The 14,070-nt window shown below is 64.9% G+C and carries 15 protein-coding genes and 1 riboswitch; of the genes, 9 read left to right on the top strand and 6 right to left on the bottom strand.

The window, feature by feature from the left end:
• Positions 1-33: 33 nt before the first annotated feature.
• Positions 34-237: riboswitch (cobalamin riboswitch) on the bottom strand.
• 44 nt (positions 238-281) lie between these two features.
• Positions 282-485, bottom strand: a complete 204-nt coding sequence (locus tag QF118_RS15580) for a hypothetical protein (protein WP_282299968.1) — start codon at positions 483-485, stop codon at positions 282-284.
• 332 nt (positions 486-817) lie between these two features.
• Between QF118_RS15580 and ctaD the strand changes: the two genes are divergently transcribed.
• The 3 genes from ctaD (at position 818) to QF118_RS15595 (ending at position 4,062) form a co-directional block, all read left to right on the top strand.
• The gene (ctaD, locus tag QF118_RS15585) at positions 818-2,488 is read left to right on the top strand and encodes a cytochrome c oxidase subunit I (RefSeq protein WP_282299969.1); all 1,671 of its coding nucleotides are present in this window, start codon (positions 818-820) and stop codon (positions 2,486-2,488) included.
• A 163-nt stretch (positions 2,489-2,651) separates the two neighbouring features.
• A complete protein-coding gene (locus tag QF118_RS15590) occupies positions 2,652-3,143 on the top strand; it encodes a DUF2244 domain-containing protein (protein WP_282299970.1) in 492 nt (163 codons plus the stop codon).
• Positions 3,144-3,159: 16 nt separating this feature from the next.
• Positions 3,160-4,062 (top strand): hypothetical protein, encoded by a 903-nt coding sequence (locus tag QF118_RS15595; protein ID WP_282299971.1) that lies wholly within the window; start codon positions 3,160-3,162, stop codon positions 4,060-4,062.
• 81 nt (positions 4,063-4,143) lie between these two features.
• On the opposite strand, the gene QF118_RS15600 is transcribed toward QF118_RS15595, so the two are convergent.
• On the bottom strand, positions 4,144-4,605 hold the full coding sequence (locus QF118_RS15600; RefSeq protein WP_282299972.1) for a GatB/YqeY domain-containing protein: 462 nt from the start codon (positions 4,603-4,605) through the stop codon (positions 4,144-4,146).
• Between the two features lie 188 nt (positions 4,606-4,793).
• Between QF118_RS15600 and carA the strand changes: the two genes are divergently transcribed.
• Both carA and QF118_RS15610 read left to right on the top strand, forming a co-directional pair.
• Entirely contained in the window at positions 4,794-5,942 is a 1,149-nt protein-coding gene (gene carA, locus QF118_RS15605) for a glutamine-hydrolyzing carbamoyl-phosphate synthase small subunit (protein WP_282299973.1), read from the top strand.
• Between the two features lie 65 nt (positions 5,943-6,007).
• Complete coding sequence (locus QF118_RS15610; protein ID WP_282299974.1) at positions 6,008-7,897, top strand: glycosyltransferase family 2 protein; 1,890 nt, start codon at positions 6,008-6,010, stop codon at positions 7,895-7,897.
• A 15-nt stretch (positions 7,898-7,912) separates the two neighbouring features.
• On the opposite strand, the gene QF118_RS15615 is transcribed toward QF118_RS15610, so the two are convergent.
• On the bottom strand, positions 7,913-8,563 hold the full coding sequence (locus QF118_RS15615) for a GntR family transcriptional regulator (protein WP_282299975.1): 651 nt from the start codon (positions 8,561-8,563) through the stop codon (positions 7,913-7,915).
• Between the two features lie 101 nt (positions 8,564-8,664).
• Between QF118_RS15615 and QF118_RS15620 the strand changes: the two genes are divergently transcribed.
• From QF118_RS15620 to QF118_RS15630, 3 genes are all read left to right on the top strand, one after another.
• A complete protein-coding gene (locus QF118_RS15620; RefSeq protein ID WP_282299976.1) occupies positions 8,665-9,315 on the top strand; it encodes a pyrimidine 5'-nucleotidase in 651 nt (216 codons plus the stop codon).
• A 129-nt stretch (positions 9,316-9,444) separates the two neighbouring features.
• Entirely contained in the window at positions 9,445-9,654 is a 210-nt protein-coding gene (locus QF118_RS15625; protein ID WP_282299977.1) for a hypothetical protein, read from the top strand.
• 57 nt (positions 9,655-9,711) lie between these two features.
• A complete protein-coding gene (locus tag QF118_RS15630; protein ID WP_282299978.1) occupies positions 9,712-10,902 on the top strand; it encodes a UbiH/UbiF family hydroxylase in 1,191 nt (396 codons plus the stop codon).
• A gap of 169 nt (positions 10,903-11,071) precedes the next feature.
• Here the strand turns inward: QF118_RS15630 and QF118_RS15635 are convergent, their stop codons facing one another.
• Entirely contained in the window at positions 11,072-12,199 is a 1,128-nt protein-coding gene (locus tag QF118_RS15635; RefSeq protein ID WP_282299979.1) for an aminotransferase class V-fold PLP-dependent enzyme, read from the bottom strand.
• Between the two features lie 161 nt (positions 12,200-12,360).
• On the opposite strand from QF118_RS15635, the gene QF118_RS15640 reads away from it, so the two are divergent.
• Complete coding sequence (locus tag QF118_RS15640; RefSeq protein ID WP_282299980.1) at positions 12,361-13,140, top strand: lysozyme family protein; 780 nt, start codon at positions 12,361-12,363, stop codon at positions 13,138-13,140.
• Here the strand turns inward: QF118_RS15640 and QF118_RS15645 are convergent.
• Together QF118_RS15645 and QF118_RS15650 are read right to left on the bottom strand one after the other, a co-directional pair.
• Positions 13,137-13,592: an Lrp/AsnC family transcriptional regulator gene (locus tag QF118_RS15645; RefSeq protein ID WP_282299981.1), complete on the bottom strand. Its 456-nt coding sequence runs from the start codon at positions 13,590-13,592 to the stop codon at positions 13,137-13,139. The genes QF118_RS15640 and QF118_RS15645 overlap by 4 nt on opposite strands.
• Positions 13,589-14,044 carry an Lrp/AsnC family transcriptional regulator gene (locus QF118_RS15650; protein ID WP_282299982.1) on the bottom strand — a complete coding sequence of 152 codons (456 nt, stop codon included), beginning with the start codon at positions 14,042-14,044 and terminating at the stop codon, positions 13,589-13,591. The genes QF118_RS15645 and QF118_RS15650 overlap by 4 nt, the downstream gene beginning before the upstream one ends.
• Between the last annotated feature and the right edge of the window lie 26 nt (positions 14,045-14,070).

Raw genomic sequence — 14,070 nt, forward strand, 5'->3', positions numbered from 1 at the left:
GCACCCCGCCCGGGTCAAGTTGCGTTGAACGCCGCAAGGGCGTCCGCGATGGCAGGTTTCCTGACTTGCGGGTCATCGCTGACCGTCCCTTCCCAGCCCGGGGGCCAGTGGATTTGACGGATCGCTTGCCGCTTACAGTTGCGGGGGCAGTCGCGGCATTGGGCATGGGCCCGCACCGTGTTCCCTTTTGAATCGCAAGACCGGGGCCCTGCGATCACCATCGTGGTCAAAGTGTTGCAGATGCCTGCCCACGGCGCAATAGGGCGCAGGGCGCGCGCGGCCTAATGTCCGCGAAAGACGTGCAGCAGGATGGTGTCGCGGGTCAGGCCGATCTCGGCCAGTTGCCGGTCGGACAGGGCACGCAATTCGGCAACCCGGGCCGAAAGCCGACGGTGACGGCGATCAAAGGGCGTGTCCAGAAGACGCGCCAGACGGGCAAACAGGGAAACGCGGCGCGGGGCAAGGCTGAGGTCGGCAAAGGCCATGGCGAAAATTCCTTGGGCAGCGGTTGGCAGACAGTTGCCCCGATCATGCACCCCACCCCGGCGCCGCGGCAGTCCGGAAAGCCTGACCCAAGGGGCAAAACCGGGTCTGGAATGCCTTACCCGCAGCGGGTTTTGCCCCCTGTTCGGGCCAAATCGCATGGCCCCGACCCTGCGCCAGATCAATCCGGGTGCGACAATAATGTTTGATCTGTGTCAAATCCCGCCATTGCCGGACCCGCCCCCACATTCTAAAACGTGAAGGGGAAGACGTATGCGCTGGGGGATTCCCCCTGACGTGGTACGTTTGTTGAAAGACCAGCAGGAGGCATACAATGGCAGACGCCGCCATTCACGGCCACGACCACCATGACAACCGCGGGTTCTTTACCCGTTGGTTCATGTCCACGAACCACAAGGACATCGGGATTCTCTACCTGATCGTCTCTGCGTTCGCGGGGCTCGTATCCGTTATCTTTACCGTTTACATGCGCATGGAGCTTATGGAGCCCGGCGTACAATACATGTGTGCCGATACCTGGCACCTGATCGCCCAGCGCCCATCGTGTGAGCCGAACGGCCACCTGTGGAACGTGATGATCACCGGCCACGGGATCCTGATGATGTTCTTCGTCGTCATTCCCGCGCTGTTCGGCGGTTTTGGCAACTATTTCATGCCGTTGCAGATTGGTGCACCGGACATGGCCTTCCCGCGGATGAACAACCTGTCGTTCTGGCTGTATGTTGCCGGCACCACCATGGCGGTTGCCTCGGTCTTCAGCCCCGGTGGCAACAACCAGCTGGGTTCCGGCGTGGGCTGGGTTCTGTACCCGCCGCTGTCGACCACTGAAGGCGGTTACTCGATGGACCTGGCAATCTTTGCCGTCCACATCTCGGGTGCCTCGTCGATCCTGGGGGCGATCAACATGATCACCACCTTCCTGAACATGCGGACCCCGGGCATGACCCTGTTCAAAGTTCCGCTGTTCTCGTGGTCGATCTTTGTCACCTCGTGGCTGATCCTGCTGTCGCTGCCGGTTCTGGCGGGCGCCATCACCATGCTGCTGACCGACCGCAACTTTGGCACGACGTTCTTCGATCCGGCCGGTGGCGGTGACCCGATCCTGTACCAGCACATCCTGTGGTTCTTTGGGCACCCCGAAGTCTACATCGTGATCCTGCCCGGTTTCGGCATCATCTCCCACGTCATTGCGACCTTCTCGCGCAAGCCCATCTTCGGCTATCTGCCGATGGTCTGGGCGATCATCGCGATCGGCGCACTGGGCTTTGTTGTCTGGGCACACCACATGTACACCGTTGGCATGTCGCTGACCCAGCAGTCCTATTTCATGCTGGCGACGATGGTCATCGCGGTCCCGACAGGGGTCAAGGTGTTCAGCTGGATCGCCACCATGTGGGGCGGCTCGATCGAGATGAAGTCTCCGATGCTCTGGGCCTTCGGCTTCCTGTTCCTCTTCACCGTTGGCGGCGTGACCGGCGTGGTGCTGAGCCAGGCAGGCGTCGACCGTGCCTATCACGACACCTACTATGTGGTTGCGCACTTCCACTATGTGATGTCGCTGGGCGCCGTGTTCGCGATCTTCGCGGGGATCTACTTCTACTTCCCCAAGATGTCCGGCCGCATGTACAGCGAACCGATGGCAAAGCTGCACTTCTGGCTGATGTTCATCGGTGCGAACCTGACCTTCTTCCCCCAGCACTTCCTGGGCCGTCAGGGGATGCCGCGCCGCTACATCGACTATCCGGACGCCTTCGCGACCTGGAACTACGTGTCGTCGATCGGTGCCTTCATCTCCTTCGCTTCGTTCCTGCTGTTCTTCGGCATCATGTTCCACGCCCTGACGCGCGGCGCACGTTGCACCCAGAACAACCCCTGGAACGAATGGGCCGACACCCTGGAATGGACCCTGCCCTCGCCGCCGCCCGAACACACGTTCGAGCAGCTGCCGAAGCAGGAAGACTGGGACAAGGGCCACGCGCACTAAGCGCCGGGACCTGAGTGAAAATCGAAAGGCCCCGCATGACGCGGGGCCTTTCTTGTTTTCGGGCTGTCGATGTCCGCCCGGCACCCTATCATTCCCCTTGCGGGTTTGCCCCGATGCCCGCACCTCAACCACGCGCCCTGTCATCCACCAACCCAGAACGATCATGCCCCACACCTGGACCGAAACCTCTGACCACACCGCCGAGCTGCGCGCCTGGCCGCACAACTCCCTCTCGCCCGAGGGGTTCGCGGCGATGATCCTTGGCTTTTTCCTCTTCGCCTCGATGCCCTTCTACGGGCTGCTGGGAACCAAACTTCTGTGGGCCTTGCTGCCCTTCATGCTGGCCGCCGTCGCGGCGCTTTATTATGCGCTGCGCAAGAACGAAAAGGATCGCCGCATCCTCGAGGTGCTGACCATCACCCCCGAAGTCACCCACCTGACCCGCACCAACCCCAAGGGCGACGTGCAGGACTGGGAAAGCAACACCTATTGGGTCAAACCCGCGCTGCACCCGTCCGGCGGGCCGGTGCCGAACTACGTCACGCTGAAGGGCAGCGGAAGAGAGGTTGAGATCGGCGCCTTTCTGAGCGAAGACGAACGCAAAGTGCTTTTTGCCGAGCTGGCCGACCGGCTGCGACGGCTGGGCCACCCCTGACCAAACGAGGCGCATCATGGCGCAGGCCCCCGCCACACCGAAACCGCACCGCGCCCTGATCCGGTTGCTGGCCGCCCTCGCCGGCCCCGACGCCGCCATGGGCCGCGCCCGGGGCGACAGCGAAACCGCCGCCCTGGCCCTGCGCGCCGCCGGCCTGCCGCAGGCCCGGCGCGAAACCGTGACTTTCCTGATCCCGCTTGTCGGCCCGCGGCAGGTCGGCGACTGGCAGGCGGTCACCCAGCGCCTGCAATCGACGCTGCACAGCTTTCTGGCCCAGGACAACCGCAACTGGCGCGCGGTGATCTGCTGCCAGCAGCGCCCGCCGCTGCCGGATGATCCGCGCATCACCCACCTGTCCTTCGACGATCCCACCCCCGGCAACGACAAATGGCGCAAGCTGGCGGCGCTTTGCGATCACCTTCCCGCCCTGTCCCTGCCCTGCGGCTATGTCATGAGCTTCGATGCCGATGACCTGCTGCGCCAGGGCACCGTGTCTGAAATGCTCTCGCGGCAGGCCCCGGGCGGCTACCTGGTGCAATCAGGCTATGTCATGGACCATGGCGCCGGAACCTATGCCCTGGCGGACCGCCCCAGCCTGGCGCAGCCGCTGCGCAAACCGTTCTGGAAACTCTGCGGCTCCTGCACGGCTCTGACCCACGACCCGGACCAACCGCAAAGCGCGCCTTTCCTGCGCGCCATGACCGCGCATGAACACCGCATGTTCCCGCATCTTGCCGCCCTGGCCGGGCGCAAGCTGACGCCGCTCAGCCGCCCTTCGGTGCTCTATATCCTGAACCACGGTGAAAACTTCGGCGCGCGCCGCGGCCGGACCAGCTTCAAGACGCGCTTCGTCGAAAGGTTCCGCATCACCGACGCGCAAATCCTGCAGGACATCGCGCAGGACTTCCCGCCTGCCTGACACCGTGTTTCTTTGTGCTTGAAATATCCCGGGGGGGGCCGCCCACAGGGCGGCGGGGGCAGAGCCCCCACCCAACCCTGATCAGGACGACAAGCGGTCCTTGACCATGCCGCCCACCGCGCCAAAGTCCATTTGGCCGGTGTATTTCGCCTTGAGAGCGCCCATGACCTTGCCCATGTCGCGGATCGACTCGGCGCCGACCTCGGCCACCGCCGCATCGACCGCCGCGGTGATCTCGTCCCCGGACAGGGCGCGCGGCAGGAATTCCTCGATGATCTCGATTTCGGCCACCTCGCGTTCCGCCAGGTCCAGCCGACCGCCTTCTTCATAGGTCCGCGCGCTTTCGCGGCGCTGTTTGACCATCTTTCCCAGGATCCCCAGGACCTCGCTTTCGTCGACGCCCTGATCGTTGCCTTCGCCGCGGGCGGCTATGTCCCGGTCCTTGATGGCCGCATTGACCAGACGCAGCGTCGACAGCCGCATCGCTGCCTTGTCGCGCATCGCCTGTTTGATCGCGGCATTCACCTTGTCGCGCAATTCCATGAGCCTCACATCCCCTGTTTTGGCATAAGCCCGCAGATTACCCAAAGCCAGGAACCCGCGCAACCACACAAGACAAAGCTAACCCATTGAATATACGAAAGAACACAAATCCCTATAGGTCTTGACCCTGCCCGGCCCACGCCGTAGGTTCCGCCCAATTTGCCCCACATAACCCGGGAGTCGCTGCCATGCCTTCTGCGCAGAAACCTACCGCCTGCCTCGCGCTTGCCGACGGCACCCTGTTTTACGGCCAAGGCTTTGGTGCCACGGGCCAGTGCACCGCCGAACTGTGCTTCAACACCGCCATGACCGGCTATCAGGAAATCATGACCGACCCGTCCTACGCGGGCCAGATCGTGACCTTCACTTTCCCCCATATCGGCAATACCGGCGTCAACCCCGAGGATGACGAAACCGGCGATCCGGTGGCCGAGGGCATGGTCGTCAAATGGATGCCGACGCAAAGCTCCAACTGGCGCGCGGTACAGGAGCTGTCGGACTGGCTTGCCGCCCGCGGGCGCATCGCCGTCGGCGGCATCGACACCCGCCGCCTGACCCGCGCCATCCGCGCTCAGGGCGCGCCGCATGTAGCCATGGCCCATGACCCCGACGGCAACTTTGACCCCGCCGCACTGGTCGCCGCCGCGCGCGGTTTCTCCGGCCTCGAAGGGCTGGATCTGGCCAAGGGCGTGACCTGCGCACAAAGCTACCGCTGGGACGAAATGCGTTGGGCCTGGCCCGATGGCTATCAGCCCCAGACCGCCCCAAAGCACAAGGTCGTCGCCGTCGACTATGGCGCCAAGCGCAACATCCTGCGCTGCCTTGCCTCGGCGGGCTGCGACGTGACGGTACTGCCCGCCACCGCGACCTATGACGATGTCATGGCGCACAATCCCGACGGCGTGTTCCTGTCCAACGGCCCGGGCGATCCCGCCGCCACCGGCGCATATGCCGTGCCGATGATCCGCGACCTGCTGGACAAGACCGCGTTGCCGGTCTTTGGCATCTGCCTTGGCCACCAGATGCTGGCGCTGGCGCTGGGTGCCCGCACCATCAAGATGAACCACGGCCACCACGGCGCCAACCACCCGGTCAAGGAACTGGGCACCGGCAAGGTCGAGATCACCTCGATGAACCATGGCTTTGCCGTGGACAGCCAGACCCTGCCCGCGGGCGTCGAGGAAACCCATGTTTCCCTGTTCGACGGGTCCAACTGCGGCATCCGCATGACCGGACGCCCGGTCTTCAGCGTACAGCACCACCCCGAGGCCAGCCCCGGACCGCAAGACAGTTTTTACCTGTTCGAGCGTTTCGCAGCGTCAATGAACGCCGCCTGAAGGGTATTTTAACTTTGTCTTAAGGCTTTGCGTGCCAACTGATCCTCTCTGACGGGATGTGATCCATGAGCACGCAAAGCCGCCAACTGGTCATAGGGCACCTGTCCCAGGCGCAGGCGCGTCGGGGCCAGCCCATATCACGCATTCTGATGGACGATGGCCAGGTTGCCCCGCGCAGCATGGTCGGCGCCCTGGCCGAGGCATCGCGCACCGGCCAGACCATTTCCCGCGTTCTCGAGGCCGAGTCGCTGGCATCGCGCCAGGACATCCTTGCCGCGCAGGCCCAACACTATGGCGCCATGGTCCTGCGGCGCGACGATACGCCCCCCGATCCCGATCTTGCCAGGCTTTTGCCGGCCGAATTCTGCCTGATGCACGGGGTCCTGCCCTGGATGCGGCTGGGCGACACCCTGCTGCTGGCCACCGCCCGCCCCGAAGACTACGAAACCCTGCTGGGCATCCTGCCCGGCGGCCTGGGGCCGGTGATGATGGCGCTGACCCTCGAGGCGGATGTTCACGACGAAATCGCCGCGCGCCATGGCGATGCGCTGGCCAACCGCGCCGAAACATGGCGCGCGCCCGAGGACAGCTGCCGCGACATCAACAGCGCAGGGCGCGGGGCCATCGTGGTCGCGGCGCTGGCGGCGGGGCTGTGCCTGCTGCTGCTGGCCTTTGCTCCGGCGGTGTTCTTTGGCGGCGCGCTTTTGATGGCGCTTGGCTCGCTTGTTGCGTCGCAGGGGATGAAACTGGCGGCTCTTCTGGCCTTGCCGCGCAGGCAGGCGCCCGCCGGCGCCGCCACCTTGCCGAAAAACCCGCCTACCATGTCGATCCTCGTGCCCCTGTTCAAGGAAGAGGAAATCGCCGAAACCCTGATCGCCCGGCTGACCCGGCTGACCTATCCCAAGGCGCTGCTGGATGTGGTGCTGATCCTCGAGGCGGGGGATGACTGTACCCACCGCGCGCTGGCCCGCACCCGCCTGCCGCCCTGGTGCCGCGTGATCGAGGTGCCGCCCGGCGCCGTCACCACCAAACCGCGCGCGATGAACTATGCCTTTCGCTTTACCCGCGGCCAGATCATCGGTGTCTACGACGCCGAAGATGCCCCCGCCCCCGACCAGCTGACCCGCGTGGCCGAACACTTCAGCCGCGCGCCGCCGAATGTCGCCTGCCTGCAAGGCATCCTTGATTTCTACAACCCGCGTGCCAACTGGCTGTCGCGCTGTTTCGCGGTGGAATACGCCAGCTGGTTCCGGGTTCTTCTGCCCGGTCTCGCGCGTCTTGGGCTTGCGGTGCCTCTGGGCGGAACCACGATCTTTTTCCGCCGCGCCGCGCTTGAGGCGGTTCAGGGCTGGGATGCCCATAACGTCACCGAAGACGCCGACCTTGGCTTTCGCCTGGCCCGACAAGGCTATGTAACCGAACTGATCCCCACCGCCACCCGCGAAGAGGCGAACAACCGGTTCTGGCCCTGGATCAAGCAACGTTCGCGCTGGCTCAAGGGCTATGGCATCACCTGGTGGGTGCACAGCAGACGCCCGCGCCAGCTTTGGCGCGAACTGGGGCCGAAACGCTTTGCCGGAATGCAGATCCTGCTGATGGGCACCTTGCTGCAATTCGCCCTGGCGCCGGTGCTCTGGTCGTTCTGGCTGGTGCTGTTCGGGCTGCCCCATCCGCTGGACCCGCACCTGACCCGGCCCGTGATCCTGACCCTGACCGCCCTGTTCCTGAGCGCCGAGGCGATTTCCATCGTCATCGGCCTAGCCGCTGTCGCCCGCAGCCCGCATCGCGGCCTGACGCCCTGGGTGCCGACCCTGTTTGCCTATTTCCCGCTGGGCACGCTGGCGATCTACAAGGCTCTGTATGAAACCCTGTTCAAACCCTTCTACTGGGACAAGACCCAGCATGGCCATTCCGCCCCCGACAGCCCCGCCGCGGATATCCCCGGCGACACGTGACCGGCCGGGGCCGGGTCAGCTGTCGGCCTGCGCCTTGGCGTCCAGTTTCAACCGCGTGACAAAAGCCACCGAGATATGATCCTTGAGCGCGCGATAGGCCGCCTCTTCGTCGCGCCTAGCAATGGCATCGACGATCGCCGCATGTTCCGCCAGGGCGATTTGGCCGCGTCCGTCCGCCGCCAGCGACGTGGTCGCCATCAGCGCCATGGACCGGTGCACCAGGTCCAGTTGCTGCACCAGGAACCGGTTGTGCGACGCAAGGTGAATCATCTTGTGAAACCGCCGGTTCGCCCGGCTCAGCGCCGCCGGATTGCCCAGCAGGGCGCGGTCTTCCTCGATCATCTCGCCCAGAACCTGGATTTCCTCTTCGGTCGCATGGCGCGCCGCCAGCCGCGCCGCCAGCCCCTCCAGCTCGGATCGGACCGCGTAAAGCTCGGCCATCTGGTTGTGATCCAACGACGCGACGATCAGCGACCGGCCATCGCGCGACAACAGGCTTTGCGTCTCAAGCCGTTGCAATGCCTCGCGAATCGGAGTGCGCGAGACGCCAAACCGTTCCGCCAGTTCGCTTTCGACCAATCGGTCCCCGGGGCGGTAGATACCGCTGTCGATGGCCTCAAGGATCAGCGTATAGGCATCCTTTTGCGGCGGTCTGGCCTGGTTCATGCGGCTCCTCCTTCACACATCGGGGCAGGTTACCCCCGCGATGTGAGCGCAATCAAGCGTCCCCATTGCCACAGGCCCCGCGGCGCACTAGCAATGAAGCCATGACAAAACCGTTCTTCTCTCATGTGCGTCACTGGGTCTTTGACCTCGACAACACGCTGTACCCGCCCGCGGCACGCCTGTTCGACCAGATCGAGGTGAAGATGACCGATTTCGTCATGCGCGCCACCGGGGCCACGCGCGATCAGGCCAACCAGTTGCGCAAACACTATTGGGCGACCCATGGCACCACCCTGGCCGGGCTGATGCGCGAACATGACATCGACGCCGAGGCCTACCTGGAAGAAGTCCATGACATCAGCTTTGACGCGCTGACCCCGGACCCGCACCTGGCCGAAATGATCGCCGCCCTGCCCGGCCGCAAGATCGTCTATACCAACGGCAGCGCCCCCTACGCCGCGCAGGTGCTCAGGGCGCGCGGGCTCGACGCGGCCTTTGACGCCATCTACGGCGTCGAAAACGCCGGTTTCGCCCCAAAGCCCGAGCGCGCGGCCTTTGAAACGGTCTTTGCCCAGGACGGGCTGGACCCTGCCTTGGGCGCCATGTTCGAGGACGACCTGCGCAACCTTGCCGCGCCCTACGACATGGGCATGCGCACCGTCCACGTCGCCCCCGACCGTCAGGACGCGCCCCATGTTCATCATCACACAAGTGATCTGGCGGGTTTTCTCAGACGATTGGTTTCGAAATAATCAGGGGCGGTTTTCCGCCTGCTTTCAGCCTTTTGGCAAAAAGACATCAAAGATGCGACATTTCGCACATGTTCACCATTCTCCAGAACGCTATTTGACCGTCAGGACGTCAAATTAGGAGAATTGAATATGTCTGTGACCGAAGCGATCGCCCCCGGCAAAGCCAAATCCAAAGGGGTCCTTTCCGGCGACAAGGGTGTCTTGATCGTGGTTGCGTTGTTCGTGGCGCTGGTGGCCGTGCTGACGGCGACCTTCGGCCTGCCCGGTCTTGCGATGTCGGCGCTGGCAACCGTGCCCTTCATCTACGCGACGCTGATTCTGATCACTGTCGGCAAGTAAGCCGCATGGTCTTTGGCCACTTGCCGCACTAAATTGCAGAGCAAGGAGTCAAGACCCATGGATTACGACATTGTCATCTCGGGCGGCGGCATCGCGGGGCTTACCGCAGCTGCCGCCTTTGCTTCGGCCGGTTTTCGCATTCTCTGCGTCGATCCGGCCCCCCCGGTCACCCAGGCCGATGCCCAGGGCGCCGATCTGCGCACCACCGCCTTTCTGCAACCGGCCCGTGATTTCCTGATCGAGGCGGGGCTGTGGGATCGCCTGGCCCCGCACGCCACGCCGCTGGAAATCATGCGCATCGTCGATGCCGGCGGCGAAACCCCGGAACCGCGGGTGATCAAGAACTTCGAAAGCGCCGACATCTCGGACGAGCCCTTTGGCTGGAACCTGCCGAACTGGCTGCTGCGGCGCGAAATGGTCGCCCGCCTGGCACAGCTGGCCAATGTCGATTTCCGCCCCGGCACCGCCACCAAAACCCTCTTCACCCGCGAGGCAGAGGCCCGCGTCGGCCTGTCCAATGGCAGCCGCGTGTCCTGCCGCCTGGTGATCGCCGCCGACGGGCGCCAGTCCCCGATGCGCAAGGCCGCCGGGATCGAGGTCAAGACCACCCGGTTCGGGCAAAAGGCGCTGGCCTTCGCGGTCACCCACCCGATCCCGCATGAAAACGTGTCGACGGAAATCCACCGCACCGGCGGGCCCTTCACGCTGGTCCCGCTGCCCGATCACCAGGGGCGCCCCTGTTCGGCCATCGTCTGGATGGAGGAAGGTCCAAAGGCCGACCGCCTCTTCGCCCTCGACGAGGCCACCTTCGAGGCCGAAATGACGACGCGCTCCTGTCACCTTTTCGGGCCGCTCACGCTGGCCTCGCGCCGCACGCTCTGGCCGATCATCGCCCAACAGGCCGAACGCCTGAGCGCCCAGCGTCTGGCCCTGGTGGCCGAGGCGGCGCATGTGGTCCCGCCCATCGGCGCGCAGGGCCTGAACATGTCGCTCAAGGATCTGGCGGCTCTGCGCGACCTGGCCCAGGCCCGCCCTGACACCCTGGGCGACGCTGCCATGCTCGAAGCCTATCACCGCAAGCGCATCACCGACATCCGCACCCGCGTCGCCGGCATCACCTTGCTGAACAAGACGTCGATGCTGTCAAATCCGCTGCTGCGCGACGCCCGCGCCCGGGCGCTGGACGGGCTCTACACCCTCAAACCCGTGCGCAAGACCTTGATGCAACTGGGCCTCGGCGCCCGCTAGGCCCGCGGCCCCGCTTCTTTGTGCCAAAAATATCCCGGGTGGGGTTTGGGGAGGGCAGCCCCCCCCCCCCCCCCCCCCCCCTGGCCTGCGTGGCCTGAACGCAAAATGAAATGCGCGCCGTCAGGCGCTCCTTGCGCCCAAAAACAAACACCGCCAACCGGCACAGCGCTTACAAGACCCGGTCAACCACCCGGCGCAAACGCGCCACCGTGCCTTCGACGTCATACAGTTTGTCCAGCCCGAACAGGCCGATCCGAAAGGTCGAAAACCCCTCGGGCTCATCGCATTGCAGCGGAACACCGGCGGCGATCTGCATACCCTCGGCGGCAAAGGCACGGCCCGACTGGATCTCGGGGTCGCTGGTATAGCTGACCACAACCCCCGGCGCCCCGAACCCGGGCGCCGCGACCGAGCGCACGCCCTTGGCCGCAAACATCTCGCGCACCGCTTCACCCAGCGCCCATTGCGCCTCTTTCAGCCGCTCAAACCCATAATCGCGGGTCTCGGCCATGGTGTCGCGGAAACTGCGCAGCCCGTCCGTCGGCATGGTGGCATGATAGGCATGGCCGCCGTTCTCATAGGCCTGCGCGATCTGGTACCACTTTTTCAGGTCGATGGCGAAACTGTCGCTCGTGGTGGTCTCCAGCCGCGCAATCGCCCGTTCCGACAGCATCACCAACCCCGCGCAGGGCGTCGCGGACCAGCCCTTTTGCGGCGCCGATATCAGCACATCGACGCCGGTCGCCTTCATGTCCACCCAGATGCACCCCGAGGCAATGCAATCCAGCACCATCAAGGCCCCGACATCATGCGCCGCCTTGGCCATGCGGGTGACGTAGTCATCGGGCAGGATCACCCCGGCGCTGGTCTCCACATGCGGCGCAAAGACGATATCGGGCCGCGTCTCGGCGATCTTGGCCTCGACCTCTTCGATCGGCGCGGGAGCAAAGGGCGCGTCCACCGCGTTGCCGGCCCGCCGCGCCTTGAGCACGGTTGTCGTGCCCGCAAAACCGCCAGCCTCGAAAATCTGGCTCCAACGGTACGAGAACCAGCCGTTGCGCACGACCAGCACATCAGCGCCGCGGCCGAACTGGCGTGCCACGGCCTCCATCCCATAGGTGCCGCCGCCCGGCACGATGGCCACGCCATCGGCCTTGTAGACCTCGCGCAGCATCCCCGAAATGTCGCGCATCACCTGTTGAAAGGCCGCCGACATGTGGTTCAGCGACCGGTCGGTGAACACGACCGAAAATTCATCCATCCCCGTCGGATCGACGGTCTCAAGCAGTGCACCCATGGCGTTGTCTCCCTTGGTTTTCCTGTCAGGTATCGCAGGCAAAGCCGCCGCGCAAAACCCCATTTGACAAAAGGCATCGTCGATTTGATCGACCACGACAAGGGAATCTCAACCTTATTGCGGGACAGTCCCGTCATCGAACAGCCAAACCCGAGGGCAGAATGCCTCTGACCAGATTTGTGATCCTGTCCCTGTTGCCGCTTTTGCTGCTGTGCCCCGGCGGTGCCGCCACGGCCGAACAGGTGGCGTTCTTCCTGCAAGGCGACCGGCAAGGCCAGGCGCAGCCGCTGGTCCGCATCAACCGCGCCGCGCCGGACGCAGGGCCCACCGCCCGCGCGGCCAGCCTGTTCGCCGGTCCGTCCGAAGGCGGGTTCTTTGCCCCCGTCCAGCGCCGCCCCCGGTCCGAACCGCGCGCCGCCGCGCTCAGCGCCGTGGCGATCCCGACGCGCACCGGCGGCGGTCAGGTCGCACGCCTGCGCGCCTTGATCGCCCGCGCCGAAGCGGGGCGCATGGGCTATGACGCGGTGGTCTATGCCGCCCGGATCAAGCCGCCCAGACGCCCAACCGACATGACGGTTCAGGAAATCTATGACTGGATCAAGGCGACCCCGGGCCAGCATCACGCCATCGGTCGCTACCAGTTCATCCCTGCCACGCTGAAACGCCTGATGAAGAAACTGGGCGAAAACCCCGCCAGCCGTTTTTCCCCGCAGCTGCAGGACCGGCTGGCCGATCAGCTTCTGGCCGAGGCAGGGCTGCAATCGCTTCAGGCCGGCACCCTCAGCCGTACCGGCTTCATGAACAACATCGCCAAGATCTGGGCCGGATTGCCCAATTCCTCGGGCAAATCGCACTACAGCGGCTATGCGGGCAACAAGGCGACCATGACCTGGGGCAGCTTCGAAAGCGAGATGAAGGCGATCTTTCCCGGCTCGGCCTAAAGCGGCCCGGGCCGCCGCTCCTCGCTCAGCAGCACGTTGGCATCCAGCGTGCCCACCCCCGGCAGCGTCATGATCCGCCGCCGCAGCACCCGCTCGAAATCGGAAATGTCCCGCGCCACCACCCGCAGGCGATAGTCATAGGCGCCCAGCACATGCTCGATCGTCTGCACTTCGGGGATGGCGGAAACCGCGCGCTCGAAATCCTCCAGGCTGACGCGGCCCTTTGCCGCCAGCTTCACCCCCAGAAACACCGTCACGCCAAACCCCAGCGCCGCCGCGTCGACATCCAGCCGCGCGCCGCGAAACACCCCGGCCTCGCGCAGCCGCTTGATCCGCCGCCAGCAGGCGGGCTGTGAAAGCCCCAATTCGCGCCCCAAAGCCCCGGCACTGGCCGTCATGTCCTGCGCCAGCGCACGCACCAATGCCCGGTCGGTCTCGTCCAGCGCGATCATAGCGGCAGCGCCTCCTGCCCCTTGACCCGCGCAACATGCATCAGCGCCTCGATATCGGCGATATGCGGCAGTGTCAGCAGGCTTTCGCGGTACAGCTGCTGGTAATGCCCCATGTCGCGCGCGATCACCGACAGGCGCACATCGACCTGCCCCAGAAAGGTCTGGATCTCCAGCACCTCGGGCACCTCGCGCGCCGCCTCCAGGAAATCGTCAAAGGCGCGCGCCTGCGTCTTGTCCAGCGTCACCCGCAGCGATACCTCGACCTCATAGCCCAGCGACGGCCAGTGGATCACGCCGCGCACCCCGCGCAGCACCCCCTGGTCGCGCAGCCGCTCCAACCGCCGGGTCAGCGTGCTGGGCGTCACCCCGGCCCGCTCGGCCAGATCGGCCACCGCAGACTCGGGCGCACCTTGATAATAGCGAAGTATGCGCCGATCCGTATCATCAAGCATGAAAAACCCGCTCTTCGTCCATATCG

This window comes from Tropicibacter oceani (genome assembly GCF_029958925.1).
GTDB lineage: Bacteria > Pseudomonadota > Alphaproteobacteria > Rhodobacterales > Rhodobacteraceae > Pacificoceanicola > Pacificoceanicola oceani.